General features: G+C 68.4%; 19 protein-coding genes. 8 read left to right on the forward strand and 11 right to left on the reverse strand.

The annotated features are described in order from the left end of the window. Positions 1-68: 68 nt before the first annotated feature. Positions 69-1,070, forward strand: coding sequence for an AraC family transcriptional regulator (locus tag ACSHSS_RS14985; protein ID WP_445545176.1), 1,002 nt, complete (start codon positions 69-71; stop codon positions 1,068-1,070). 143 nt (positions 1,071-1,213) lie between these two features. Here the strand turns inward: ACSHSS_RS14985 and ACSHSS_RS14990 are convergent, their stop codons facing one another. Both ACSHSS_RS14990 and ACSHSS_RS14995 read right to left on the reverse strand, forming a co-directional pair. Next, positions 1,214-1,390, reverse strand: coding sequence for a hypothetical protein (locus ACSHSS_RS14990; RefSeq protein ID WP_006416404.1), 177 nt, complete (start codon positions 1,388-1,390; stop codon positions 1,214-1,216). Positions 1,391-1,479: 89 nt separating this feature from the next. Then, the gene (locus ACSHSS_RS14995; RefSeq protein ID WP_445545177.1) at positions 1,480-3,405 is read right to left on the reverse strand and encodes a DUF3857 domain-containing transglutaminase family protein; all 1,926 of its coding nucleotides are present in this window, start codon (positions 3,403-3,405) and stop codon (positions 1,480-1,482) included. A gap of 251 nt (positions 3,406-3,656) precedes the next feature. On the opposite strand from ACSHSS_RS14995, the gene ACSHSS_RS15000 reads away from it, so the two are divergent. The 3 genes from ACSHSS_RS15000 to ACSHSS_RS15010 all read left to right on the forward strand — a co-directional run bounded on the left by ACSHSS_RS15000 (position 3,657) and on the right by ACSHSS_RS15010 (position 4,417). Next, positions 3,657-3,842 (forward strand): hypothetical protein, encoded by a 186-nt coding sequence (locus ACSHSS_RS15000; RefSeq protein WP_006397821.1) that lies wholly within the window; start codon positions 3,657-3,659, stop codon positions 3,840-3,842. Between the two features lie 105 nt (positions 3,843-3,947). Beyond that, positions 3,948-4,223 (forward strand): hypothetical protein, encoded by a 276-nt coding sequence (locus ACSHSS_RS15005; protein ID WP_035955965.1) that lies wholly within the window; start codon positions 3,948-3,950, stop codon positions 4,221-4,223. Between the two features lie 44 nt (positions 4,224-4,267). Beyond that, positions 4,268-4,417 (forward strand): hypothetical protein, encoded by a 150-nt coding sequence (locus ACSHSS_RS15010; protein WP_006397819.1) that lies wholly within the window; start codon positions 4,268-4,270, stop codon positions 4,415-4,417. A gap of 104 nt (positions 4,418-4,521) precedes the next feature. Here ACSHSS_RS15010 and ACSHSS_RS15015 read toward each other — a convergent pair whose 3' ends face one another. Continuing rightward, a complete protein-coding gene (locus ACSHSS_RS15015; RefSeq protein ID WP_105772337.1) occupies positions 4,522-4,842 on the reverse strand; it encodes a DUF1840 domain-containing protein in 321 nt (106 codons plus the stop codon). Between the two features lie 631 nt (positions 4,843-5,473). Here ACSHSS_RS15015 and ACSHSS_RS15020 point away from each other — a divergent pair. Beyond that, positions 5,474-6,337 carry a crotonase/enoyl-CoA hydratase family protein gene (locus ACSHSS_RS15020; protein ID WP_006397815.1) on the forward strand — a complete coding sequence of 288 codons (864 nt, stop codon included), beginning with the start codon at positions 5,474-5,476 and terminating at the stop codon, positions 6,335-6,337. Between the two features lie 42 nt (positions 6,338-6,379). On the opposite strand, the gene pdeR is transcribed toward ACSHSS_RS15020, so the two are convergent. The 4 genes from pdeR to ACSHSS_RS15040 all read right to left on the reverse strand — a co-directional run bounded on the left by pdeR (position 6,380) and on the right by ACSHSS_RS15040 (position 14,965). Next, positions 6,380-8,383, reverse strand: coding sequence for a cyclic di-GMP phosphodiesterase (gene pdeR, locus ACSHSS_RS15025; RefSeq protein ID WP_445545178.1), 2,004 nt, complete (start codon positions 8,381-8,383; stop codon positions 6,380-6,382). Positions 8,384-8,972: 589 nt separating this feature from the next. Further along, positions 8,973-12,611, reverse strand: a complete 3,639-nt coding sequence (locus ACSHSS_RS15030) for a hydantoinase B/oxoprolinase family protein (RefSeq protein ID WP_445545179.1) — start codon at positions 12,609-12,611, stop codon at positions 8,973-8,975. A gap of 119 nt (positions 12,612-12,730) precedes the next feature. Then, entirely contained in the window at positions 12,731-14,029 is a 1,299-nt protein-coding gene (locus ACSHSS_RS15035) for an MFS transporter (protein WP_006416413.1), read from the reverse strand. A gap of 162 nt (positions 14,030-14,191) precedes the next feature. Then, complete coding sequence (locus tag ACSHSS_RS15040) at positions 14,192-14,965, reverse strand: putative hydro-lyase (protein WP_035488206.1); 774 nt, start codon at positions 14,963-14,965, stop codon at positions 14,192-14,194. A 206-nt stretch (positions 14,966-15,171) separates the two neighbouring features. Here ACSHSS_RS15040 and ACSHSS_RS15045 point away from each other — a divergent pair, with 206 nt between their 5' ends. Beyond that, positions 15,172-16,104, forward strand: coding sequence for a LysR family transcriptional regulator (locus tag ACSHSS_RS15045; protein WP_006397808.1), 933 nt, complete (start codon positions 15,172-15,174; stop codon positions 16,102-16,104). A gap of 69 nt (positions 16,105-16,173) precedes the next feature. On the opposite strand, the gene ACSHSS_RS15050 is transcribed toward ACSHSS_RS15045, so the two are convergent. Genes ACSHSS_RS15050 through ACSHSS_RS15065 form a run of 4 tightly spaced genes read right to left on the reverse strand, consistent with a single transcriptional unit; the run spans position 16,174 to position 20,960 of the window. Continuing rightward, positions 16,174-17,163 carry a flagellin N-methylase gene (locus tag ACSHSS_RS15050; RefSeq protein ID WP_445545180.1) on the reverse strand — a complete coding sequence of 330 codons (990 nt, stop codon included), beginning with the start codon at positions 17,161-17,163 and terminating at the stop codon, positions 16,174-16,176. Then, complete coding sequence (locus ACSHSS_RS15055; protein WP_445545181.1) at positions 17,157-17,960, reverse strand: MetQ/NlpA family lipoprotein; 804 nt, start codon at positions 17,958-17,960, stop codon at positions 17,157-17,159. Before ACSHSS_RS15055 ends, ACSHSS_RS15050 begins: the two co-directional genes overlap by 7 nt. After that, on the reverse strand, positions 17,957-19,000 hold the full coding sequence (locus ACSHSS_RS15060) for a formylglycine-generating enzyme family protein (RefSeq protein ID WP_445545182.1): 1,044 nt from the start codon (positions 18,998-19,000) through the stop codon (positions 17,957-17,959). Before ACSHSS_RS15060 ends, ACSHSS_RS15055 begins: the two co-directional genes overlap by 4 nt. Before the next feature lie 10 nt (positions 19,001-19,010). Further along, on the reverse strand, positions 19,011-20,960 hold the full coding sequence (locus ACSHSS_RS15065) for an arylsulfatase (RefSeq protein ID WP_445545183.1): 1,950 nt from the start codon (positions 20,958-20,960) through the stop codon (positions 19,011-19,013). A 452-nt stretch (positions 20,961-21,412) separates the two neighbouring features. On the opposite strand from ACSHSS_RS15065, the gene ACSHSS_RS15070 reads away from it, so the two are divergent. Both ACSHSS_RS15070 and ACSHSS_RS15075 read left to right on the forward strand, forming a co-directional pair. After that, positions 21,413-23,113 carry a ShlB/FhaC/HecB family hemolysin secretion/activation protein gene (locus ACSHSS_RS15070; protein WP_445545184.1) on the forward strand — a complete coding sequence of 567 codons (1,701 nt, stop codon included), beginning with the start codon at positions 21,413-21,415 and terminating at the stop codon, positions 23,111-23,113. A 145-nt stretch (positions 23,114-23,258) separates the two neighbouring features. After that, a partial coding sequence (locus tag ACSHSS_RS15075; protein WP_445545185.1) for a two-partner secretion domain-containing protein occupies positions 23,259-24,832 on the forward strand: 1,574 nt, incomplete at its 3' end.

Consider the following 24,832-nt stretch of genomic DNA (forward strand, 5'->3'; position numbering starts at 1 on the left):
TAAGGAGCGACGGCAGGACGGTCTATGACATACAATCCGTCTTTATTGATCAAACGTCCGAGAATGCGATGCCCGACACGCTGCCTCCCGTCACGCCCGACGCGCACGATCTCGTCAGCGAGCTACTGCTCGGGATGCGGCTGAGCGGCGTCCAGTACCGCCGCATCCAGGTCGCGCGGCCGTTCGGCCTGAGCTTCGGGCAGGCGCCCGGTCGCGCGCAGTTCCATTTCGTCGGGCGCGGGCCCGTGCTGCTGCGCGACGCGGCCGGCACGACGATGCAGCTCGAGGCCGGCGATGCGATCCTGCTGCCGCACGGCAACATGCATACGCTCGTGTCCGACCCCGACGTGCCGTGCCGCGAGATCGGCGGCTTCGAGGTCGCGCGTATTTGCGATTCGGTCGCGTCGGTCGCGTCGACGGGCGCGGCGCCCGACGGCGCCGCGGCCGATTCCGCGGGCGGCGATGCGCTGATCTTCAGCGCGTGCATGGAACTCGATCTCGGCGGGATGCAGCCGCTCGTCGGCACGATGCCCGAGTTCATGCACGTCGGCACGCTGCTCGCACGCTATCCGGAGATCCGGCCGATGCTCGACGCGATGGAACGCGAATCCTGCGCCGAGCGTGCGGGCTTCGCGGGCATTCTCGCGCGGCTCGCGGACGTCGTCGCCGCGTTCATCGTGCGCGGCTGGGTCGAATGCGGATGCGGCGACGCGTCCGGCTGGGTGCAGGCGCTGCGCGAGCCGAAGCTCGGCCGCGCGATCGTCGCGCTGCATCGCGATCCCGGCCGCAACTGGAGCGTTGCCGAACTCGCCGCCGAGGCCGGCGTGTCGCGTTCGGTGTTCGCCGAACGGTTTCTTGCCGCGACCGGGATGACGCCCGTGCGCTACCTGACCGAGCTGCGGATGCGGCTCGCCGCACGCTGGATCGCGCGCGATCGCGAGGCGATCGAAACGGTCGCGTATCGGCTCGGCTACGGATCGCTCGCCGCGTTCAGCCGCGCGTTCAAGCGCGTCGTCGGGCGGCCGCCGGGCGCGCTGCGCGCTGACGCCGACGCAGACGCCGCGGCATGACGGCTTCGGCACGCCGTGGTCGCCGTTGCGCCACGTCGCCGTCGGTGATCGAGCAGCGCTTGCGCTGCTCGTGCGGCACGTCGACCGGCTTCACGCGGCACGGCTCGCGCGGCTCCGTGAACTCGCGCAACGCGCGCTGCCGTTCAGCCGCCCGCGTCGCTGCGCGCCTCCAGCGTGTCGATCAGTACGGTCGCGCACTGCACCGCGAGCGTCGCGCACTGCTGCGGATCGACCGTCGCGCCGTTCGTCACCGTGCCCTGCACGATCCTGACGAGCAGTTCCTTCGATAGATCGGCGATTTCGTAGTCTCGTTCCGTCATCGTTTCTCTCCTGCGCGTGTGCCGGCGCCCGCCGGCGCACGCGATTGCGGTTTGCCGCCGCGTCCGCGTTCGCGGATCGCGCGCGGCGCTCAACGTTGCCGTGCGCGCACGACGATCTGCGCCTGCGTGTCGCGCTCGATCCGCTCGAGCGATGCGCGCAGCGTCGCGAACGTTTCGGGCGAACACACCTGGCCATCGAACGTCGCATCCAGCCGTCGCGTGATCTGCACGACGCGCGCGACCGGATCGAACACGTAGTGCGACGTGAAATCGACGAAGCGGTCGCGCACTGCCTTGTCGGCCGGCACGTCGATCACCGCGACGTCGGGCGGCAGCGCGATCTGCGCGGTCTCGTCGAACCTGCCGCCGATGCAGACCCACGGCTGTGTGCGCACCGGCTCCTGCAACCACGCCTGAACCTGCGTCGCGATGCCGCCCCCGACGCTCGACAGCGCAGGCACGGCCGTCGTGCCGTCCGGCCAGACCGGATGATCGAGCGTGCCGGACATCGTCACGTCGAACGGCCCGGCATGCGTGCGCCGATCGCTCGTCGTCAACTGCGCGCGCCCGCGCAGGCCGGTCTGCATCAGACGCTCGTTCGCGAGCTGACCGATGCGGTCGGGCGTCGCACGACGGAACACCGAGCGTTCGAGCTCGGCGGTCCAGCCTTCGTCCTCGACGTACGCATGAAAACGCGCGTCGCCGCGCACGGCGGCGTCGATGTCGAGCCGAGCGGTGCGCCGCCGCGGCTGCGTGGCGGGCGTACGCGACAGCACGCCCGAATCGACGAGCAGCGCGGGGCGATCCATCACGATCGGCGGCAGATAGCCGAACGCGATGCCGGTGGTCGTCGTGTCCGCGTACAACCCCAAGTCGGGCAGCCACGTGATCGCATGATTGATCGCGCCCGCGCCATAGCCGGGCACGGACGGCAGCGTATAGACCGCGCCGAGGTTCAGCAGCACCGGTTCGCTGCGAATGCCGACCGCACCGAGCAGCGCGCCGAACAGCGCGACGTGGTCCTTGCAGTCGCCGTAGCGGTTGCGCAGGATGTCGGTCACGCGATGCGGCGCCGCCGCCGTTTCGCCGAGAAACAGCGCGACGTAGCGCACGTTCGTCTGCACCCAGTCGTAGAGGATGCGCGCCTTGTCGCGCGGGTCGGGTGCGTCGGCCGTCAGCGACTGCGCGAGCTGCACGACGGCCGGATCGTTCGCGCCCGGATCGGCGGCCGCGTTCCGGTAACGCGCGGCGAACGCCGCGTAGTCGGGCAGCGTCGACACGACGAGGTGATCGCCGTAATCGGGATAGCCGACCGAACCCTTTTCGATGCGCGCGTATGGACCGTGCCGATACGTGAACGTGTAGCGCGTGCGGCCGTTCTCGGTGACGGGCGGCAGCGCGACGTAACCGCGCGCATCGGCGACGAGCGGCATGTCGGCCGGCACGTCGAAGATCAGCCGCTGCTCGTCGACCGGCTCGCGCGACGGCTCGACGGTGTAGCCGAAGTAGCCGGGGTTGACCGGCTTCGTGCGCGTCTTGCGAAACACGATGCGCGTGCGCGCACCGGCTGCGACCGCCGGGAACACGACGGTGCGCAGCACGCCGTCCTGGAACGTCGGCGCGCCGGCGGAGCGCGGCTCCTGCACGTCGCGGATACCGTCGGCGCCGACCGGATGTGCGACGCCGTCGCGATCGATCGTCTCCGCCGCGAGCAGCTCGACCTTCTCCAGATGCTTGTCGAACCAGACGTAGCGCTGCGCGATCGCGTCGATGCCGTTCGCATCGTTCGCGCGCAACGTCGAATCGTCGTGTTCGACGAGCGCGCCGTCGTGCTGCAGCACGAACTCGTGCACGTCGCGTTCGAGCGTCACCGGCGCTTCGTCGCCGTTCGCGGCGTCGGCCGATTGCGCCTGCGCCGCGGCGCCGATGCCGAGCGAAACCGCGCAGGCGGCGAGCGCCGCGCAGCCGACGAGTCGGGAAGAAAAAAGCAGCACGTCGAACACTTTGCGCATCATCCGTGATCGTGATGCGGCCCAGTGTGGGCGCCGCGTTCGCGAGCGTCAAGCCGAGCACGAACGGCGCCTGGCACGCCGATGCGCGGCCGCCCGCACGATGGCGCAGCCGCCGTTTCATGCCGTGCGCAGCGAGCCATATGTATCACGTTGTGATATATAATTCAGGCATTCCGTCAAGCGTGCACAGTCGCGCCGGTACGCGTGCGCCGCCTCGGCAGAGACGACGCGCCCGACATGGAGAAGGAGGCATCATGGTGATCAACAACGATTTCGAAATCGGTTACCTCGTCGTCGCATTTGCGCTGCTGGGCGTGATTCTGGTCGGCGCATTGCTGACGGCCCTGCATCTCGAACGGTGTCATCCGAAGCTGGTCGGCGCGGCGATCGGCGCGTTGATCGGCATCGCGCTGATCGAAGCGATGCCGATGCTCACGTGATCGCACTCGGCACACGCGCCGCGCCGGGAATTCGTCCGATCAAATGCCTCTCCGCGCGTGCGGGCGGGCGCGGGGCCGGAACGCGCGCCGTCCGAGGAGAACACGATGGAATCCGCGCTCTGCCTGCGCTATCGTCAATGTGAGATCCGTGCGTGCGCGCTCGTCGAGCCGGCGGCCGGAGAAGGCCTCGAACTCGGCGCGCTGTATCGGCCGCTCGCCGTCGTGTGCTGGCGCGATGCGCAAGGGCGCCACGAAGCGCACCTGTTCGACCCGAAGCATCACGTGCTCCGCCACGACACGGACGCGCTCAGGATCTCGATTGCGCTGGCCAAGCGCTTCATCGACACGAAGCTCGTCGGCACCTGCATGCCGGCAGGCTGAGGCTCGCCGCCACGCGCATCGGCCCACTCACTGCCGGAGGCGATATGGACCACGGTATCGTCAGGATCGTCATCCTGCTCGCAATCCTCGTGTTCGCGGTGCTGTTCTTTGCCGAACGGCGCAGCCGCGACCGCACGCGCGACAGGCTGCTGCACCGATCGTCGCGACGCACCTCGCGGCATCGCCACCCGTAACGCGCATGCAAAAAAACGGCCGACGGCCGCCGCGTCGTTCGACACGCGGCCGTCGGCCTTGCAGCGGAGGTCCAGCCCTGCGGCGCAAGACACGCGTCGCGCGTCTACACGCCCCACATCACATGTCGCCCCTGATCGCGCGCCGCGCGCATCATCTCGAGCAGCGGCCACGCACGCTGCGCGAGCCCGCCGGCGTGCGGCGATGCCTCCGCGTGCAGCGCCGGCGTCGAGTGCGCGTGCATGCGCGCCTGCGCCGCGTCGTCACCGATCGCCTGCTCGAGCCGCGCAATCGCGCCCGGCAACTCGTCCGTCGAAATCACGCCGCGCACGTCGAGCCCCTTGCCGATGAGCCCCAGCAGATACTGCGCCAGATCGCGCAGCATCACGATGTCGGGCGCCGCGGATGATCGAAAGGTAACCAGCATCGTCGTTTCCCCTTACGCCGCCGCACGACGGCCCGGCACGCGCGCATACGTTTGCGCGCGGCTGCGCTCACCCTGTCGCACGCGCGTAATCGCCGCGCGGCTTTCGTCAACCGGCCGGTCATCCGGCGAGAACGCGCGCAACACGCGGTCGGGTTCGGTCCACGCTGCGCCATCGTGCCGATGGCGCGAAGCCTGTTTCGATTTTATATCACGACGTGATGTATTCAAGCCTGCGGGCGCCGGTTGAAACGTTTTCTTATAAAAGAACGAACAGCGGATACGCCGGCTGACGTATCCCTATGTCATCTCGCCCACACACATGCCGCACCGCAGCGACGCACCGCACGCACCGCGTCGTCGCCGTCTGCCGGCCCGACACCGCTTTCGCCGCGTAAGCGGACGCTTGTTTTCGCCGCCCGGCACCGACCCGCGACGCCCTTCGCCGTCATTCCTTACAACCGAGCCCCGCGAATCGCGATCGACGTCCGATTCGTGCGTTATTCCCCGCATTTCGACTTTTGTGCGCGCGCAACAATGGCGATGCCTCGCGTGCGGCGCCCGGCGCGGCCGCTCCGCCACGCACGGCGCCGCACGCGTGGTCTTTCAAAAACCACATTCAACGAGGATTGCCATGCAGCTCCAATCACATCCCGCCTGCCGCCCGTTCTATGAAGCCGGCGAACTCACGCAGCTCACCGCTTTTTATGAGGAAGGCAGAAACATCATGTGGATGATGCTCCGATCCGAACCGCGGCCGTGCTTCAACCAGCAACTCGTCACCGACATCATCCATCTCGCGCGCGTCGCCCGCGACTCGGGCCTGCGATTCGACTTCTGGGTCACCGGCTCGCTCGTGCCCGAGCTGTTCAATGTCGGCGGCGATCTGAGCTTCTTCGTCGACGCAATCCGCAGCGGCCGGCGCGATCTGCTGATGGCGTACGCGCGCTCGTGCATCGACGGCGTGTACGAGATCTACACCGGCTTCGGCACGGGCGCGATCTCGATCGCGATGGTCGAAGGCAGCGCGCTCGGCGGCGGTTTCGAGGCCGCGCTCGCGCATCACTATGTGCTCGCGCAGAAGGGCGTGAAGCTCGGCTTCCCGGAAATCGCGTTCAACCTCTTTCCGGGGATGGGCGGTTATTCGCTCGTCGCGCGCAAGGCGGACCGCAGTCTCGCCGAAGCGCTGATCGCGACCGGCGAAGCACACGCGGCAGAGTGGTACGAGGATCGCGGGCTGATCGATCACACGTTCGAGCCCGGCGACGCGTATCTCGCGACGCGCACGTTCATCGACGTGATGAAGCCGAAGCTGAACGGAATTCGCGCGATGCTGCGCGCGCGCGAGCGCGTGTTCCAGCTCACGCGTTCCGAGCTGATGGACATCACCGAGGACTGGGTGCATTCGGCGTTCACGATCGAGCCGAAGGATCTGGCCTACATGGAACGCCTCGTGATGCTGCAGAACCGTCGCGTGTCGAAGCTGCGCACGGTGTGATGGAACGGCTGTCGCCTTGCGGCGACAGCCGGTTCGGAACGCTCAGGCGATCAGCCTGAGCTTTCGCGTCTCCGCGAGCCACGCCTCGAAGGCGTGGGCGGGCATCGGCCGCGCGAAGTAATAGCCCTGCGCGTGGCCGACATCGATCTGCTTCAGGAACTCGGCTTCCGCATGCGTCTCGACGCCTTCCGCGATCACCGAGAAGTTCAGCGCATTCGCGAGCGACACGACCGAGCGCACGAGCGCCTGCGAACGCGGATTGCGATCGATGCCCGTGATAAAGCTGCGGTCGAGCTTGATCGCATCGAGCGGCAACCGCGACAGTTGCGACAGCGACGAATAGCCGGTGCCGAAATCGTCGAGGTGAATCTTCGCGCCGAGCTGGCGGAACTGCTTCATCAGTCCGTGCGCGCCATGCTCGTCGTCGATGAAGCAGCTCTCGGTCAGCTCGATGTCGAGCAGGCCCGGCTTCAGGCCCGCCGCATCGACGATCGACGCGAACTGATGAACGATGTTCATGTCCTGCAGCTGACGCGCCGACACGTTCACCGCGATCCGCACGCCGAGCCCCTTCGCCTTCCACGCGGCGGCCTGCGCCGCGGCCGTGCGCATCACCCAGCGCCCGAGCGGCGCGATCAGCCCCGACTCCTCCGCGAAACGAATGAACTCGACCGGCGCGACGAGCCCGCGATCGGGCGACTGCCAGCGGATCAGCGCTTCGACTGCATGCACGTCGCCGGTCGCGATGTCGACGACCGGCTGGTAATGCAGCACGAACTGTTCTTCCTCGAGCGCCTTGCGCAGGTTCGTGTCGAGCCACATGTACTTCGCGACGCGCTGGTTCATCTCGAGCGAGAACACGCGATACGTATGCTTGCCCGCTTCCTTCGCGACGTACATCGCCGTATCGGCATTGCGGATCAGCGTTTCGAGCGAATCGCCGTGCTGCGGATGCATCGCGATGCCGATCGAACAACTCGTGTAGACCTCCATCAGGCCGAGATGGATCGGCGTGCGCAGCCGTTCGAGAATGATCTGCGCGGTCGCTTCGAGCAGCGCGCGCGTGCCCTGCTCGAACAGCACGAGGAACTCGTCGCCGCCGAGCCGCGCGAGCGTCGCGCCGGACGGCAGGCAGCCGTTGATGATCGCCGAGACGTCCTGCAGCAGCCGGTCGCCGGTGATATGGCCGTAGTGATCGTTGACGCGCTTGAAGTTGTCGAGATCGAGGAACAGGATGCCGACCTGGCCCGGCGTGTCGCCGGTCTGCTGGGCGATCACCGTGCGGATGCGCTCGCTGATCGCATGGCGGTTCGGCAGCCCCGTCAGCACGTCGGTGTTCGCGAGCTCGGTGAGCCGCTGCTGCGCGTTGCGCTCCTCGGTGATGTCGATGCCGGAGCAGATCAGATACTGCTCGTCCGCGCCGCTGCCGCTCTGCACGAACTTGTTGCGGAACTGGAACAGCCGCGGCCCGTTCACGGTGTTGATGTAGCGCTCGACCGAGAACGCGCGGTTGCTCGCAAAAAAGCCCGTGATGTTGCTGCGCGACTGCGCGCCCTGCTCGGGGCTCATGAACAGCTCGAACGCGCTGCGGCCGATCACGTCGACCTCGCGCTTGCCCGTCACTTCCTCGCAGAGCCGGTTGAAGCGCTGCACCATGCCGTTGCGATCGAGGATCACGACGAGCGAATTCACTTCGGACACGACCTGCTCGGCGAACGCGAGCCCGTGTGCGAGATCGCCGGCCACGGAGGCGGTATCGGTGTACGCCGACGCGGTGCCGGCCCAATCGGTCGTGTTGACCTTCCTGCCGACGAGGTGAAGCGGCACGCGCTCGCCGAACAGCACGATGTCGAGCACGAGGTGCGACGTGACGCCGGTGAGCGCACGAATGCGCGCGGCCTGCTCGCCGGTGAGCGCGACGCTGACGTTGGTCATCCCGCGCACGGCGGCGAGTTCGAGTGCATTGCTGTCGCTGCCGAGCCGCCAGCACGGGCTGCGCGTTCCGACATGCGCCTCGAGCACTGCGCTATCGTTTTCGTCATCCATGACACGCCCCGACCCAAAAAAAACGCACAGTGTAGACGGAGACGAGCACGCCGCCCGCCGGGCGCGCACGCGCGACGCGTGCGGGCCGGGCAGCCGTGATGTCGTGACAGCGATCCTCGTCCGGTACTTGTTCCTGCTGATGCGACCCGGCATTCGCGATCATGCGCGCGGCCACGCCGCGCGAATGACGGACCCATCTTATCAAATGACGATGACGATTGGCACTCACATTTCAAATGGGGTGTCAAGGAACCGGCACTCGATTGGGGAATGCGCTTTTTCGCTCGCGCAACGCGTCGTGAAATGGTTGCGACGGCAAGAATCGGCGTGGACCGAAACGGTGCATCGCCCCGTCTGGCGGGCGTTTGCGGCGGGTCCGGGCGTTTTGGGGACGGAATACTCATGAAACCGGTGCGCACGCATCGAATCGGCTCGATTTGCCGCGTAACATGCGATTTCATTGCGAATTCCGTCGAATAACCGCTTTTCATTAAGCGGCTTTTTCAATCGGCGCGCAATAACGCTTTGTTTTTTCTTTTTTATCGGACGGACGCGCGCGTGCAGCGCGCGCCGCCCGCCTTCGCCGGCCTCAGTCGGCCGCGCCGTAGCCGCCGCCGCCCGGCGTTTCGACGACGAATACGTCGCCGGGCGCCATCTGCGCGCGGGCGATGTGGTCGAGCGTCTCGATCGTGCCGTCCGCGCGCTCGATCATGTTGCGGCCGAGCGCGCCCGGCTCGCCGCCGGCCGCGCCGAACGGCGCGTGGATCCGGTTGTTCGACAGGATCGACGCGGTCATCGGCTCGAGGAAGCGGATTCGCCGCACCGCACCATCGCCGCCGTGCCAGCGCCCGCGTCCGCCCGAGCCGGCGCGGATCCGATGCGAATCGACGCGCACCGGATAGCGCCATTCGAGCACTTCGGGATCGGTCAGCCGCGAGTTCGTCATGTGCGTCTGCACGGCGCCGACGCCTGCGAAGCCGGGGCCCGCGCCGCTGCCGCCCGCGATCGTCTCGTAGTACTGGTATTGCGCATTGCCGAACGTGAAGTTGTTCATCGTCCCCTGGCTCGACGCGACGCAGCCGAGCGCGCCGTACAGCGCGTTCGTGATCGCCGACGACGTCTCGACGTTGCCCGACACGACCGCGGCCGGATAGTCGGGATTGAGCATCGAATGCGCGGGCACGATCACGGTCAGCGGCTTCAGGCAGCCGGCGTTCAGCGGGATGTCGTCGCCGACGAGCGTGCGGAACACGTACAGCACCGCCGCCATGCAGACCGCCTTCGGCGCGTTGAAGTTGTTGTCGAGCTGCGCCGACGTGCCGGTGAAGTCGATCTCCGCGCAGCGCGCCGCACGGTTCACGCGAATCGCGACGCGAATCTCCGCGCCGTTGTCGAGCGCATAGCGGTAGGCGCCGTCCTGCAGCGCGCCGATCACGCGCCGCACGGCCTCCTCCGCGTTGTCCTGCACGTGCTGCATGAACGCGAGCACGACCTCGCGGCCGAACTGCGCGACCATTCGGCGCAGTTCGTCGACGCCCTTCTGGTTCGCAGCGATCTGCGCACGCAGGTCGGCCATGTTCTGGTCGACGTTGCGCGCCGGATAGCGGCCCGACGCGAGCAGCGCGCGCGTGTCGGCATCGCGCAGCGTGCCGGCCGACACGAGCAGCCAGTTGTCGATCAGCACGCCTTCCTCTTCGATATGCGTCGAATCGGGCGGCATCGAACCGGGCGTCGTGCCGCCGATGTCCGCATGGTGGCCGCGCGAGCCGACGTAGAACAGCGGTTCGTCGGCGCCGTCCGCGAATACCGGCGTGATGACGGTCACGTCCGGCAGGTGCGTGCCGCCGTGGTACGGGTCGTTCAGCATGAAGACGTCGCCGTCGCGCATGCGGCCGCGGTTGCGCTCGATCACCGTGCGGATGCTTTCGCCCATCGAGCCGAGATGCACGGGCATGTGCGGCGCGTTCGCGATCAGGTTGCCGTCGCGGTCGAAGATCGCGCACGAGAAGTCGAGCCGCTCCTTGATGTTGACCGAGTACGCGGTGTTCTGCAGCCGCAGCCCCATCTGTTCGGCGATCGACATGAACAGGTTGTTGAAGATCTCGAGCCGCACCGGATCGGCGTCGGTGCCGAGCGAGCGACGCGTCGGCAGCGGCGTCGTGCGCGTCAGCACGAGATTGCCCTGCGCCGTCATCTGCGCGCGCCAGCCGGGCTCGACGACGGTCGTGCCGTTGCGTTCGGCGATGATCGCCGGGCCGTCGATCGCGTCGCCGGCGAGCAGCGTGTCGCGCACGTACAGCGCGGCGTCGTGCCACGCGCCGCCGGAATAGAAGCGCGCGACGGTATCGGCGCGCGGCGCGTCGCCGTCGCCGCGGGGCGCGAGCGGCGCGATCTCGACCGGTGCGTCGGAGCGGCCGATCGCCTCGACCGACGCGAGTTCGACGACGAGCGGCGTGCCCGGCATCAGGAACGCATAGCGCTGCCGATAGGCGGCTTCGAACGCGCGCTGCATCGCGTCGACGCTGCCGGCCGGCACGTCGAGCGCCGAATCGGTGCCCTGGTAGCGCAGATGCACGCGCCGTTCGGTCGCGATGCGCTCGGGCGGCACGCCCTGTTCGAGCAGCGCGCCGACGGCCTCGTCGGTCAGCCGGTCGAGCGCCGCGTTCAGCGCGGGCAGCGAAGCGTCGGACAGCACGGCCTCGATCGCGCGCTCGCGCATCGCGGTCTGATCCGCAAGCCCCATTCCGTAGGCCGACAGCACGCCGGCAAGCGGATGCGCGAACACCTGCGTCATGCCGAGCGCATCGGCGACGCCGCACGCATGCTGGCCGCCCGCGCCGCCGAACGTCGTCAGCACATAGCGCGACACGTCGTGGCCGCGCTGCACCGAGATCTTCTTGATCGCGTTCGCCATGCTGCCGATCGCGATCTCGAGGAAGCCTTCCGCGAGCGCCTCGGGCGTCTCGCGCCGGCCGGTCGCCGCATGGATCTCGTCGGCGAGCGCGCGGAACTTCGCGACCACGCCGTCGCGGTCGAGCGGCGCGTCGGCATGCGGGCCGAACACGCGCGGGAAATAGTCGGGCTGGATCTTGCCGAGCATCACGTTGCAGTCGGTCACGGTCAGCGGGCCGCCGCGCCGGTACGCGGCCGGCCCCGGATTCGCGCCGGCCGATTCGGGACCGACACGCAGCCGCGCGCCGTCGAAGCTCAGCACCGAGCCGCCGCCCGCCGCGACGGTATGGATGCTCATCATCGGCGCGCGCATCCGCACACCGGCCACCTGCGTCTCGAACACGCGCTCGAACTCGCCGTTGTAGTGCGACACGTCGGTCGACGTGCCGCCCATGTCGAAGCCGATCACGCGCTCGAAGCCGGCCGCGCGCGCGGCGCGCACCATGCCGACGATGCCGCCCGCCGGGCCCGACAGGATCGCGTCCTTGCCCTGGAACGCATCGGCGCGCGTGAGCCCGCCGCTGCTCTGCATGAATTGCAGGTTCACGCCCGGCATCTCGTGCGCGACCTGTTCGACGTAGCGACGCAGGATCGGCGACAGATACGCGTCGACGACCGTCGTGTCGCCGCGCGACACCATCTTCATCAGCGGCGACACCTCGTGCGACGCCGACACCTGCGTGAAGCCGATGCGCCGCGCGAGCTGCGCGAGCGCGCGTTCGTGCGCCGTGTAGCGATAGCCGTGGATCAGCACGATCGCGAGCGCGCGCACGCCGTCGTCGAACACGCGGCGCAGCACCGCCTCGGCGCCGGCAAGATCGAGCGGCGTCACGACCTCGCCGTGCGCGCCGACGCGTTCGTCGATCTCGACGACGGTCTCGTACAGCGCATCGGGCAACACGATGTCGAGATCGAACAGCCGCGGCCGGTTCTGGTATGCGATGCGCAGCACGTCGCGAAAGCCGCGCGTCGTCGCGAGCGCGGTGCGTTCGCCCTTGCGCTCGAGCAACGCGTTGGTCGCGACGGTCGTGCCCATCTTCACCATGTCGACGCGTTCGGGCGTGATCGGCTCGCCGTCGGCGAGGCCCAGCAGATGGCGGATGCCGGCCACGGCCGCGTCGCGATACTGCTCGGGGTTCTCCGACAGCAGCTTGTGCGTAACGAGCGTGCCGTCGGGCCGGCGCGCGACGATGTCGGTGAACGTGCCGCCGCGGTCGATCCAGAATTGCCAGCGCGCGGCGTCGGAGGAAACGGGGGAAGTCTGTCGGTCAGTCATGGCGATGAACTCGATGCGTCGTTGAATCGGAGGACGAGCGCCGCCGCACGGCGCGCATCGCGCGCCGTGTGACGAAGCGGTGAAAACGGGAAAGAACGAACGGGCGGGCGGTGCGCCGCTTACGCGGCGTCGAGTTCGCGGCCGCGCGTCTCGGGCAGCGTCAGCGCGGCGACGATCATCACGCCGTACGCGGCGACCGCGAAGATGCCGATGCTTGCGCCGAGCCCGTAGTGTTTCGCGAGCGCGCCGATCAGGAACGGAAACAAGGCGCCGATCGCGCGGCCGACGTTGTAGCAGAAGCCCTGCCCCGAGCCGCGCACGCGCGTCGGGAACAGCTCGGTGAGGAATGCGCCCATGCCGGAGAAGATGCCCGATGCGAAGAAGCCGAGCGGGAAACCGAGGAACAGCATCGACGTATCGGTCAGATGCAGCGACGTGTATGCGAACGCGATCGCCATCGAGCCGAGCGCGAACAGGATGAAGTTCGGCTTGCGGCCGAGCCGGTCGGTCAGGTACGCGCTCGTCAGATAGCCGACCCACGAGCCGAGGATGATCATCGCGAGATAGCCGCCCGTGCCCATCACGGTCAGATGGCGCTCGGTCTTCAGAAACGTCGGCAGCCAGGTCGTGATCGCGTAGTAGCCGCCTTGCGCGCCCGTCGTCAGCAGCGCCGCGCGCAGCGTCGTCGTGATCAGCTTCGGCGCGAAGATCTCGGTGAAGCGCGGCGCATCGGCTTCGCGTGCCTGCGCGGCCTTCTCCTTCTGGTAGACGTCCGGCTCCTTCACGTAGCGGCGAATCACGACGACGAGCAGCGCCGGCGCGAGCCCGACGAGAAACAGCGCACGCCATGCGAGCTCGGCGGGCAGCACCGAGAACAGCAGCGCATACAGCAGCGCGCAGAGCCCCCAGCCGATTGCCCAGCCCGACTGCACGAGGCCGACCGCCTTGCCGCGATCGCGCGCGCGGATCACTTCGCCGATCAGCACGGCGCCGGCCGTCCATTCGCCGCCGAAGCCGAAGCCCATCAACGCGCGCGCGGCGACCAGCTGATGATAGTTCTGCGCGAGCCCGCACAGCGCGGTGAACACCGCGAACCAGAGCACCGTGAGTTGCAGCGTGCGCACGCGGCCGATCCGGTCGGACAGCAGCCCGGCGAGCCAGCCGCCGGCCGCCGAGGCGAGCAGCGTGATCGTGCCGATGAAGCCGGCATCGGCGAGCGAGATGCCCCAGGTCGCGACGATCGTCGGGATCACGAACGACAGCATCTGCGTGTCCATCCCGTCGAGCATGTAGCCGACCTTGCAGCTCCAGAAGGCGCGGCGCTCGCGCGGCTGCGCGTCGGCGTACCACGAGAACAGGCCGCTGCGCGCGGGGCGCTCGGGCTCGGCGGTTCCCGCCGCGAGGGTCTTGCTTTCCATGGTGTGGCTCCTGTCGTTAAGCGCCGTCAAAGTCGTGCCGCGCCGAACCGCGCGGCACGCTGCGCGGATGCGCGCCGCCCTCCGGCCGGGGCGGATCGTCGGTCGGTCGCGGCATCGGCCGCGACGGTATCGAGCCGGCGGCCGGCGGGCCGCCGCGTTGCGTCAGAACACGGCCAGCGACGCGTTCGTGATGTCCGTCATCAGCATGTGGCCCGGCGTATGCGCGATCGCGAGCGGCAGCTTCGCCTCCATCAGCGCGGTTTGCGGCGTCACGCCGCACGCCCAGAACACCGGCAGTTCGCCTTCGCGAATCGTCACGGCGTCGCCGAAATCGGGCGCGCCGAGATCGGCGATGCCGAGTTCGCGCGGATCGCCGAGATGGATCGGCGCGCCGTGCACGCCCGGAAACCGGCTCGTGATCTGCACCGCGCGTATCGCGTCGGCGCCGCGCATCGGCCGCATCGATACGACGAGCTGGCCGCCGAACACGCCCGCACGGCGGTTCGGAATCGACGTGCGATACATCGGCACGTTGCGGCCTTCCTCGACATGACGGAGCGCGATCCCTTCGCGTGCGAGCATGTCCTCGAACGAGAACGAGCAGCCGATCGCAAATACGACGAAATCGTCGCGCCACAGCGCCTCGAGCGAGTCGACGCGCTCGGTCAGGCGTCCGTCGCGATAGACGTTGTAGCTCGGCACGTCGGTGCGGATGTCGAGATCGTCGCCGAGCACATCGAGCCGGAACGCGCCGGGCTCGCCGACGCCAAGCAGCGGGCACGCCTTCGGGTTCGCCTGGCAGAAGCGCAGGAAATCGTGCGCATACGCATCGGGCAGGATCGCGAGGTTCGCTTGCGCGAACGGCCCGCAGTGACCGGCGGTCGGGCCGCGGAATGCGCCGCGGCGCACGGACTGACGGAATTCGGAGGGCGTGATCGGGTTCATCGGCGGATCGGGAAGCAGGCGAGCGACGGTGTCGCGTGGATGGGATACGCCGAAGAATAGAAAAGAAAAATTTTGGCCGCCAACGAGTTTTTTTACGGCCGGTGTATAGAATTTCTTAACGAACCATCGGGTTTTCCCCGGTCCCGTTCAGTTTTCGTAACGGGCAAGCTTTGCGCGCCCCGCCCCGTCCGCCGCCCATGAACACGCGATTTCTCGAAACCTTCGTCACGCTCGCGAAGCTGCGCAACTTCCGCACGACGGCCGCCGCGCTGCATGCGACGCCGGCCGCGATCTCGCAACGCATCAAGGCGCTCGAGGACGAGCTGCAGACCGTGCTCGTCGATCGCGACAGCCGGGAATTCCGGCTCACGCCGCACGGCGAGTATCTGCTCGCGTATGCGCAGGCAGTCGTCGAAGCGACGCACGAACTGCAGGCGGCCGCGTCCGGCGAAAGCGCGCTGCGCGGCAAGCTGCGGCTCGGCGTGATCGAGACCGTCGTGCACAGCTGGCTGCCGCACTACCTGCGGCGACTCGCGGCCGACTATCCGCAACTCGAAGTCGATCTGACCGTCGACGTCAGCGTCGTGCTGCAGCGCCGGCTGATGGCGGGCGAACTCGATCTGATCATTCGTGTCGAGGGCAGCGACGAGCCGGCGGTGGTCTGCGATGCGCTCGCGAACTATCCCGTGCGCTGGATCGCGCGCGCCGGGCTGCTGCCGGCCACGCGCACGGGCCTCGCGCGCCAGGTGCTGCGGCAGCCGATCCTCACGTACGGGCGCGGGACCGCGCCGCACCGCGCGCTCGAGGACATCGTGCGCACGCTCGCGCATGCGCACGGCGTGCCGCTGTCGGAGACGCGTATCACCGGCTCGCCGTCGATCTCGGTGATCGTGCAGCTCGTGCGCGACGGCTTCGGCGTCGCCGCGATTCCGAGCCTGTTCGTCGATGCGCTGATCGAAAGCGGCGAAGTCGTCGAGCTACCGCTGCAGCCGTCGCCGCCGTCGATCGTCGTGTCGATGTCGCGGCGCGTCGATGCGCCGCGCTTCGTGCACGGGGCGTCGATCGCCGCGCGTGCCGCGTGTCACGAGTATTGCGAGAAGAGTCACCGGCGGCTCGTCGAGGCGCTTTGAGGCGAAGCGCGGTTGCGCCGGCTCGTGCGGCCAACGGCGGAATCGCGCGATCCGATGCCGCGCGACGGGTCAGGCCCGTTGCAGATCGGTTGCCGGCCGGCCGTCGAGCCACGCCTCGATTGCCGCTGCGTCACGGTGCGTATGCGTCGATCGTGCCGGCGTTGCGAGCAGCACCTGCCGCGCGCGCTCGAGTGCCTGCGCGAAACCGCGTAGCTCGCGCGTCGCCGGCCGATCGTCGAGACGCCGGCGCGCGAGCGCCGCTTCGATGCGTGCGTCGATCAACGCAAGCTGCGCGTCGATGAAGTCGAGACAGAGCGCGCGGCAATGCGCGGAAAGCGACGCGACGATCAGCAGCACGGGCGCGATCGGCAGCGTCAGATACGCGCCCGACGCGAGCCGCGACCACGCTTCGCGCATCGGCTGCCCGCCGTCGATCAGCGACGCGAACGCCGCATCGCGCCACACCGCGCGCTCGAACGCGAGCGCATCGCGGCACGCATCGAGCGCGGCGCGGTCCACGACCTCCGTCGCGCGCACGAGCGCAATCGACGGCACCGCGTGTGCGGCAGCGTGTTGCGCTTGCGTCTCGTCGACGATGCAGCGGCTGCCGAACCACACCGCGTCGTCGCACCGCGCGGCCAGCACGCGCGCTTGCAGGCGGTCGGGCAGCAGCGGATCGAGCGGCACCGCGCCGCAGATCGACGGTTTGTCCGCGTGCACGCTGCACCGTCCGTCGTCCGCGAGCGCCGGGCAGCGGCCGAGCGACGGATAGTCGTAGCCCTGCAGCGTCAGCACCGCCCAGTCGCCGCTCGCGCCGCCGAAACGGTGGAACAGCCGCTCGGCGAGCGCATCGCATGCGGCGACGTCGTCCGCATCGAGCCCGTGCTCGCGTTCGCCCGCGCGCCAGCGCTCGCCGATCTGCCGCTTCGGCACGCGATGGATCGTCAGCGCGCCGACGAAGCGCTCGCGATGCCGGAACAGTTCGCGCAACGATAGCGTCGGCGCGCTGTTGCAGCAGCGCCCGCATGCGTTGCAGGCCAGCGCGTAGGCGTCTACCACGGCCGTCGCACCGAGTCCTGGTAGCGCGTCAGGATGAAGCGCGCAACGTCGTCGGAGTGATACGCGGCGACAAGCTGCGCGACCCACGGCTTCGTGCGATCGGCATCGCGCACGGTCAGCACGCCCGCATACGGCGAACGCGCGTCCTCGATGCCGATGCTGTCGCGTGCCGGCTGCAGGCCCGCGCGCGCGGCGCCGTCGTCGTCGATCGCCGCGAACGCGACCGTATCGAGCGCCGCGTAGAGCCGATCGCCGCGCAACGCGACGATCTTCAGCCCGAGCCGGTTGCCGGTCACGTCGCGCAGCGTCGCATGAAGCCCGGCCCGTTCGCGCAGCGTGATCAGCGTGTCGTTCTGCAGCAGCACGAGTGCACGCGCCATCCCGCGCGCGTCGGCCGGAATCGCAATCGTCGCGCCCGGCTGCAGCGCATTGAGATTCGTCAGCTTGCGCGAATAGAGCGCCATCGGCAGCGTCACGGTCGGCGCGACAGCGGTCAGCGCATAGCGGTGCGCGGCGCGCGTGGCCGCGAGTTGCTGCGCATCCTCGAAACTCGCCGCATCGATTCGTCCGCCGGCCAGCGCCGCATCGATGCGCGATGCGTCGTCGAACACGACGACGTCGACGTTCAATCCACGCGACGCGGCCACGCGCCGGACTTCGTCCATGATCTGCGCATGCACGCCGCGCGTGACGCCGACGCGCAGCGCCGGCCCGTCGGCCGCGCATGCGCCATGCATGCCGGCGAAACCGGCCGCCGCGAGCGCGACGGCCGTCACGAAACGCGCGACGCGGATCATGCCGGATCCCTCAGGATCGTGCGGAAACCGATGTGCGACGCGGCGAGATCGGCTTCCTGCCGTTCGCGCGACGACGCGCGATAGCGCACGCAGTAGTCGCGCGAGCACAGGAACGAGCCGCCCTTGATGACCATCGGCGTGTCGTGACGGCGTTCGGCCGGTGCGACGGCCGCCGTGTCGCCGTTCGTATGCGACTGGTGCGGGCCGGTGTAGACGTCCTTCGTCCACTGCCAGGCGTTGCCGATCATGTCGTAGAGCCGGAAGCCGTTCGCCGCGTAGCAGCCGACCGGCGCGAGCCCCGCGTGCCCGTCCTCGGCCGTGTCGAGCACGGGGAACGGGCCCTGCCAGTAATTGGCGGCCGGCTTGCCGCGCGCATCGCGCGGCGCCGCGTCGAGCGACGCATCGTCGCGGCCGGCCTTGCCCGCGTATTCCCATTCGGCTTCGGTCGGCAGGTCGCGGCCGAGCCAGCGCGCATACGCGAGCGCATCGCGCTGCGTGACGAGCGTGACGGGCAGGTTGCCGCGCCCCTCGACGTCGCTGCCGGGGCCGCGCGGATGGCGCCACGACGCGCCCTTCACCCAGCTCCACCACGCGAGGTCGCGCGCGTTCAGTTCGTCGCGCGTCGGCACGTGAAACACCGCCGCGCCGCCCTGCTGCTCGGCCTCGGTCACGTAGCCCGTCGCCTGTACGAAAGCGGCGAACTGCGCGACCGTCACGTCGGTCTGGTCGATCCAGAAACCGCCGACGCGCGTGCGGCCGTCGCCGGCCGGACGTTCGTCCTGATAGCCGCGCGTGCTGCCGAACACGAAGGTGCCGCCGCGCACGTGCACCATCCCCGCCTTCGGATCGTCGCGCCAGTTCGCCGGCAACCCCGAATAGCGCGCGCACTGCTGCTCGGAGCCGAGCGCCGCGAGCGCTCGGTCGCGATTCGCGTCGTCGAACGCGCTGTCCGGCGCCGCCGGCCCGTGCGTATAGCCGGCCGCGAACGCCGCGCCGAACAGTGCGGCCGCGAGCGCCGCGCCGATCGTCCAGAACCGCATCGCCGAATCCTCAGTAGTAGCCGCGCGGACGCAGCGGCTCGACGCCGCCGACGTTGCTCATGTACGCCTTCCACTGATCGATCAGCGTGCTGACCACCGACGGATTCTGCGCGGACACGTCGGTCGTCTCGCCGCGGTCCGTCGTGAGGTCGTACAGCTGCCAGTGACCGTCGAACGGCCCGAGCGGCGGCTCCGTCCACAGCGCCTTCCAGCGGCCGTCGGCGCTGCGCAGATACGCGCGGCCGTAGGCTTCGTCGCCGAACGGTGCGGTGTGCACTTCGCCGTTCGCGGCGCCGGTCAGCACCGGCAGCAGCGACTGGCCGGTGACCGGATAGACGTAGCGGTTGCCGTATACGACCTTGCCCTTGTTCTGATCGACGCCCGTCAGCGTGTTGATCAGCGGCGGCGCCGGCTGCGACGGCGGCGTCACGCCCGCCACCGCGAGGAACGTCGCCGTGTTGTCGGTCACGTGCGTGAACGCGCGCAGCGTCGGCAACTGCTGCGTCTGGCCCGGCAGGTGAACGATCGTCGGCGTCGACACGCCGCCTTCCGCCGAATAGCCCTTCGTGAGCCGGAACGGCGTCGCGCTCACCTCGGCCCAGCGCAGTCCGTACTGCAGCCGCTGCGCGTTCTGCTTGCCGTTGTCGGTGCCGAGCGCCGAATAGGTCGGTTCCTGCGCGTTCGCGGTATCGGTCGCGGTCGGGTCCGCGCCCGAATCGATCGGCCAGCCTTCCGCGCCGTTGTCCGACTGGAACATGATGAACGTGTTGTCGTATTCGCCGATGTCCTTCAGGTGCTGGATCAGCAGGCCGATGTTGTAGTCGAGGTTTTCGACCATCCCCGCGTAGATCTCCATGTAGCGCGCCTGCGCCTTGCGTTCGGCCGGGCTCAGGCTCGACCACAGCTTGTCGACCTTGCCCGCGCCGTAGTCGCGGTAGCCGTCGGCCGCCGAATGCACGGCGCTGACGTATTTCGCGTTGGCGGTGCCGTCGTTCGCCGTCGCGGGCGACGCGACCGTCGTCTCGGGCAATCCGTCGAACGGCTTGAAGTCGGCCGGAATCAGGCCGAGCGCCTTCTGCCGCGCGATTCGCGCGTTGCGGATCGCATCGTAGCCGGCGTCGTAGACGCCCGCGTACTTGTGCAGCCACGGATCGGGCACCTGCAGCGGCCAGTGCGGCGACGTGTATGCCGCATAGGCGAAGAACGGTTTGCCGTCGCTGTGATTCGAATCGATGTACTGGATCAGCTTCTGCGTATAGAAATTCGTCGAATAGAACACCGCCGGATTGCCGCCCGCGCCGCCCGGCTGCCCGGGCTGGCCCGGCTGCACGTAGCGGCCGTCCTCAGTGTAGTTCGACGAGCCGGCCGGCTCGTGCGCGAAGTGATTCGTCGCCGCGCCGCCGAGCAGCACGTAGCTGCGCTCGAAGCCCCATTGATCGGGCGTCTGCCCGCTGCCCGTCGCGCTGCCGACGATGCCCGAGCCGATGTGCCACTTGCCCGCGATATATGTGTGATAGCCGGCATCCTTCAGCAGCTGCGCGAACGACAGCGCGCGATCGTTCAGATAGCCCTCGTAGCCCGGCAGCCCGCGCCGCTCGTCGGTCGGCACGCCCATCGTGCCTTCGCCGACCAGATGGTGATCGGTGCCCGAAATCAGCATCGCGCGCGTGATCGCACACACGGTGCCCGTATGGTGATTCGACAGGATGCGGCCCGACGCGACGAGCGCGTCGAGGTTCGGCGTGTTGATCTCGCCGCCGAACGCGTGGATGTCGGAATAGCCGAGATCGTCGGCCATGATGTAGAGGATGTTCGGGCGCTTCGCCGATGGCGTCGCGTCGGCCTGCGGAGGCGGGTTGCCGTCGACGCCGCCGCACGACGCGAGCGACAGCGCACCGGCGGCGATCGCGCATACGACGCGAAGACGGAACGGGACCGAACGTGACGCGGACATGCTCATGCTTTATCACCTGAGGGACGGAGCGGCGATGGTAGCGTCCGGCACGCGGCGTCCAAAGTCGAAATCGTCACAAGCTAACAGGCAGGCGGAATATCGGGATAAGGGATCGCGGATGCGGCGGGCGATTTTTCGATGGGCGGTGTGAATTCGTATTCGTCTTATTTTATTGACTTAATAATTCGTAATTGGACGAAGTTTTATTCGCCATATTGACGATGTTGTTTCGAACTTGTCATAAAAACCCGGCACGGTTCGCGCATCGACATGCACGCCGGAATACTCGCATAAATACAACACTCTAGACCTCCCGCAATCTCTATATCACGTACAAATTCCATCCGATTCATCGACATACGAAATTATCTCGATTTAATCGACAAAAACCGATGCCATTCAAATTCACTTCACGCATATAGAATCCCGTCGATTTCACCGTCTCAATCGATCCGGACATGCGCAACCCGATTTATGCAGTGCGAACGCTATGCACTGTCGCCCTGCTGTTGCGCTGCGTTATCTCCGTCGCGCAGGACACGCGCTCCTATGCGCCGCCTACCGACACCGCCCATCGCCAGGCCGAACAGATCGATCATCTGCGCGAGCAGCTCGCGCCGCCCATCGATGCGCTGTCCGCACGGCCGCCGCACGCGACCGACCGCTTGTCGCTGCCGGCCGAAGCCGATTGTTTTGCGATCCATACGATCGAATGGCGGCACGCCGAAGCGTTTCCATGGCTGCCGCGCGAAGCGGCCGTCGAGCATCCATGCATCGGGCCGCAAGGCTTGCGGGCGCTGCGCGACTGGGTCACGCGCCGGCTGATCGCACGCGGCTATATCACCTCCGTCGCCGTCATTCCGGAACAGGATCTGTCCGGCGGCCGGCTCGTCGTCGAGATCGTGCCCGGCCGCATCGGCGCGATCCGCGACGCGGGCGGCCGCATCGGCTGGCCCGCGCCGCTGTTCCCGCGGCACGCGCATGGGCTCTTGAACGTGCGCGATCTCGATCAGGCGCTCGAAAACGTGCGGCGTCTGCCGGGCCAGGCCGCGACCGCGTTCGATCTCCTACCGGGCGCGGCGCTCGGCGACACCGACATCGTCGTCCGTCATCCGGCGGACGCACGCCGCGTGCGCGTACTCGCGACCGCCGACAACGCCGGTCTCGATGCAACGGGACGCAACCAGCTCGGCGCGATCGTCGCGGTCGATTCGCCGCTCCATCTCTACGATCAGCTCGTCGTCACCTACAACACCGATGCCGCGCGCGGCAACAAGACGCTCGGCTCGCAAGCCAAAAGCGCCGCGTGGAACGTGCCGATCGGCTATGCGTCGGTGTCGGTCGGCATCAGCGAATGGACGTCGCGGCAGACACTGCCCGCCACAGCCGGCGGCGCAGCCGCGCTGCCGCTCGCACAGCGCACGCGGCGCTACGAGGTCGCGCTGCGCGTCGTGCCGTACCGGACGAGCCACGGCAAGACGACGCTGCGCTTCACGCTGTCGCGCCGCGACGACCGGAGCCGGCTCGGTTCGACCGAACTCGACGTCAATCGCCGCGACATCGTCGGCTACGACGTCGGCATCGCGCATCGCGAGAAGCTCGCCGACGGCGCGCTCGACGCCGGCTTCGGCATGCGCGGCAGCATCCCCGCGCTCAGCGCGCATCCGGGGCGCGTCAACGATCGGCCCACGTGGGACGGCCGCTATCGCCTGTTCACCGCGACGCTCGCGGGCGACGCGCGCTTTCGTGTCGGCGCGCGTCGCTTCGGCTATCGCGGCACGTTGCGCGTGCAGCACGCACCGGGCGCCGCACCGTCCACCGAGTTTCTCCAGATCGGCGGCCGCTACACGGTGCGCGGCTTCGACGGCAATCAGACGCTCGCCGGCGCGAACGGCTGGATCTGGCGCAACGAGCTCGCAACCGGCGCGTTCGGCGCCAACGAAATCTATGCGGCGCTCGACGCCGGCCGCGTGTCGGGCGCCGGAGCGGCCGAAGGCGCAGGCCGCGGCGGACGCACGCTCGTCGGCACGTCGGTCGGCGTACGCGGCGGCTATCGGCTCGTCGGCTACGACGTCGCGCTCGGCGCGCCGCTGTACAAGCCCGCCCTGCTGAACACGGCGGCGGTCGCGCTCGACGTATCGCTGACCGCCCGTTTCTGATGCGCGTGCGCGTCCGCACGCGCCGTTCGTCATGGAGGATCACGCCATGTAAATCGTTCGCCCGTCACGGCCGCGCCGCAGCGCGGCCCGTTCCGGCGCGGCCTGCGCCGTGCCGTCGTTTTGAACCTTCATCATCGGGATGATCATGCAACACACTCGTCGACCCCATCTCCCTCCCGCGCAGCCATGCGCGCGTCGCGCGCTCGTCGCGGCACTCGCGTGCGCGATGCCGCTGTTCGCCGCGCATGCGCAGAATGCGCCGCTCGTCGTCGATCCGTCGGCCGCCCATCGTCCGACGCTCGCGAATGGCGCGAACGGCACACCGATCGTCAATATCGCGGCGCCCGACGGTGCGGGCCTCTCGCACAACCGCTTCACCGAGTACAACGTGGGTGCCGCGGGCCTCGTGCTGAACAACAGCGTGCACGCGGTCGACACGCAGCTCGCAGGCCGCATCGACCGCAATACGCTGCTCGGCGGCAGGCCCGCGTCGGCGATCCTCAACCAGGTGACGGGCGGCAATGCGTCGATGCTGGCCGGCGCGACGGAAGTCGCCGGGCACGCCGCGCGCGTGATCGTCGCGAACCCGAACGGAATCGGCGTGAACGGCGGCAGCTTCATCAACGCGAATCACGTGTCGCTCGTCGCCGGTACCGTCGAATTCGACGAGCAGGGTGCGATCCGACAGTTCCGCACCGAGCACGGCCGCATCGCGATCGACGGCGCGGGGCTCGATGCGCGCGACGTCGACCAGCTCGATCTCGTGTCGCGCACGCTGCAGGTCAATGCCGCGCTGCACGCGCGCCGCGTGACGGCCGTCGCACAGCGCGGTACCGCGAACGTCGAGCAGCCGGGCAGTCATCAGTTGTCGGGTCAAGGCGACGGCGCGATGCCCGACGTCGCGATCGACGTGTCGAAGCTCGGCAGCATGCACGCGTCGGCGATCACGATGCACGGTTCGTCGGCCGGTGTCGGCGTGAATCTCGCGGGCAAGGTCGATGCGGTCACCGGCGGTATCGCGATTTCGTCGGGCGGGATCGTGAAGGTGCAGGACAGCGGCAGCCTGACGGCCGACCGTCTGTCGATCAACGGCAACCTCGACAACGCGGGCAGTGTGCGTGCAGGCCGCGCGCTGAGCGCGATGGGGACGCTGCACAACCGCGCGGGCGGCCGGATCGAAAGCGGCGGCACGCTGTCGTCGATGGGCAGCGTGCGCAATGCAGGCACGCTGCATGCGGACGCCGCGATGTCGCTGATGGGTGCGCTCACGAACGAGCGCGGCGCACGCATCAGCAGCTACGGACGGATCAATCAGATGGGACACGTGAGCAATGCGGGAGAACTCGTTCAGTTCGCGCCGCGGCCGACGGTGACGCCGGTGGAGGATAAGCCGGCGTCGACGGCACCGGCGGGTGTTGCGGGGAACGACGTGGGTGAGCCGGAGGGGGCGACGGCGGTTGTGGAGAAGCCTGTCGCGCCGAGCGCGCCGGCCATCGCGGAGAGCAAGCCGGCTCTGCCTGAAGTCTCGACGCCTGTCACGGAAAAGCCCGTTGCGCCGACCGCACCGGTCATCGCGGAAAGCAAGCCGGGTCTGCCTGAAGTCTCGACGCCGGCTACGGAAAAGCCTGTCGCACCGACCGCACCGGTCGTCGCAGAAAACAAACCGACTCAGCCCGACGTTCCTACGCCGGTTACGGAGAAGCCCGTCGCACCGACCGC

The organism is Burkholderia sp. BC1, assembly GCF_052683555.1.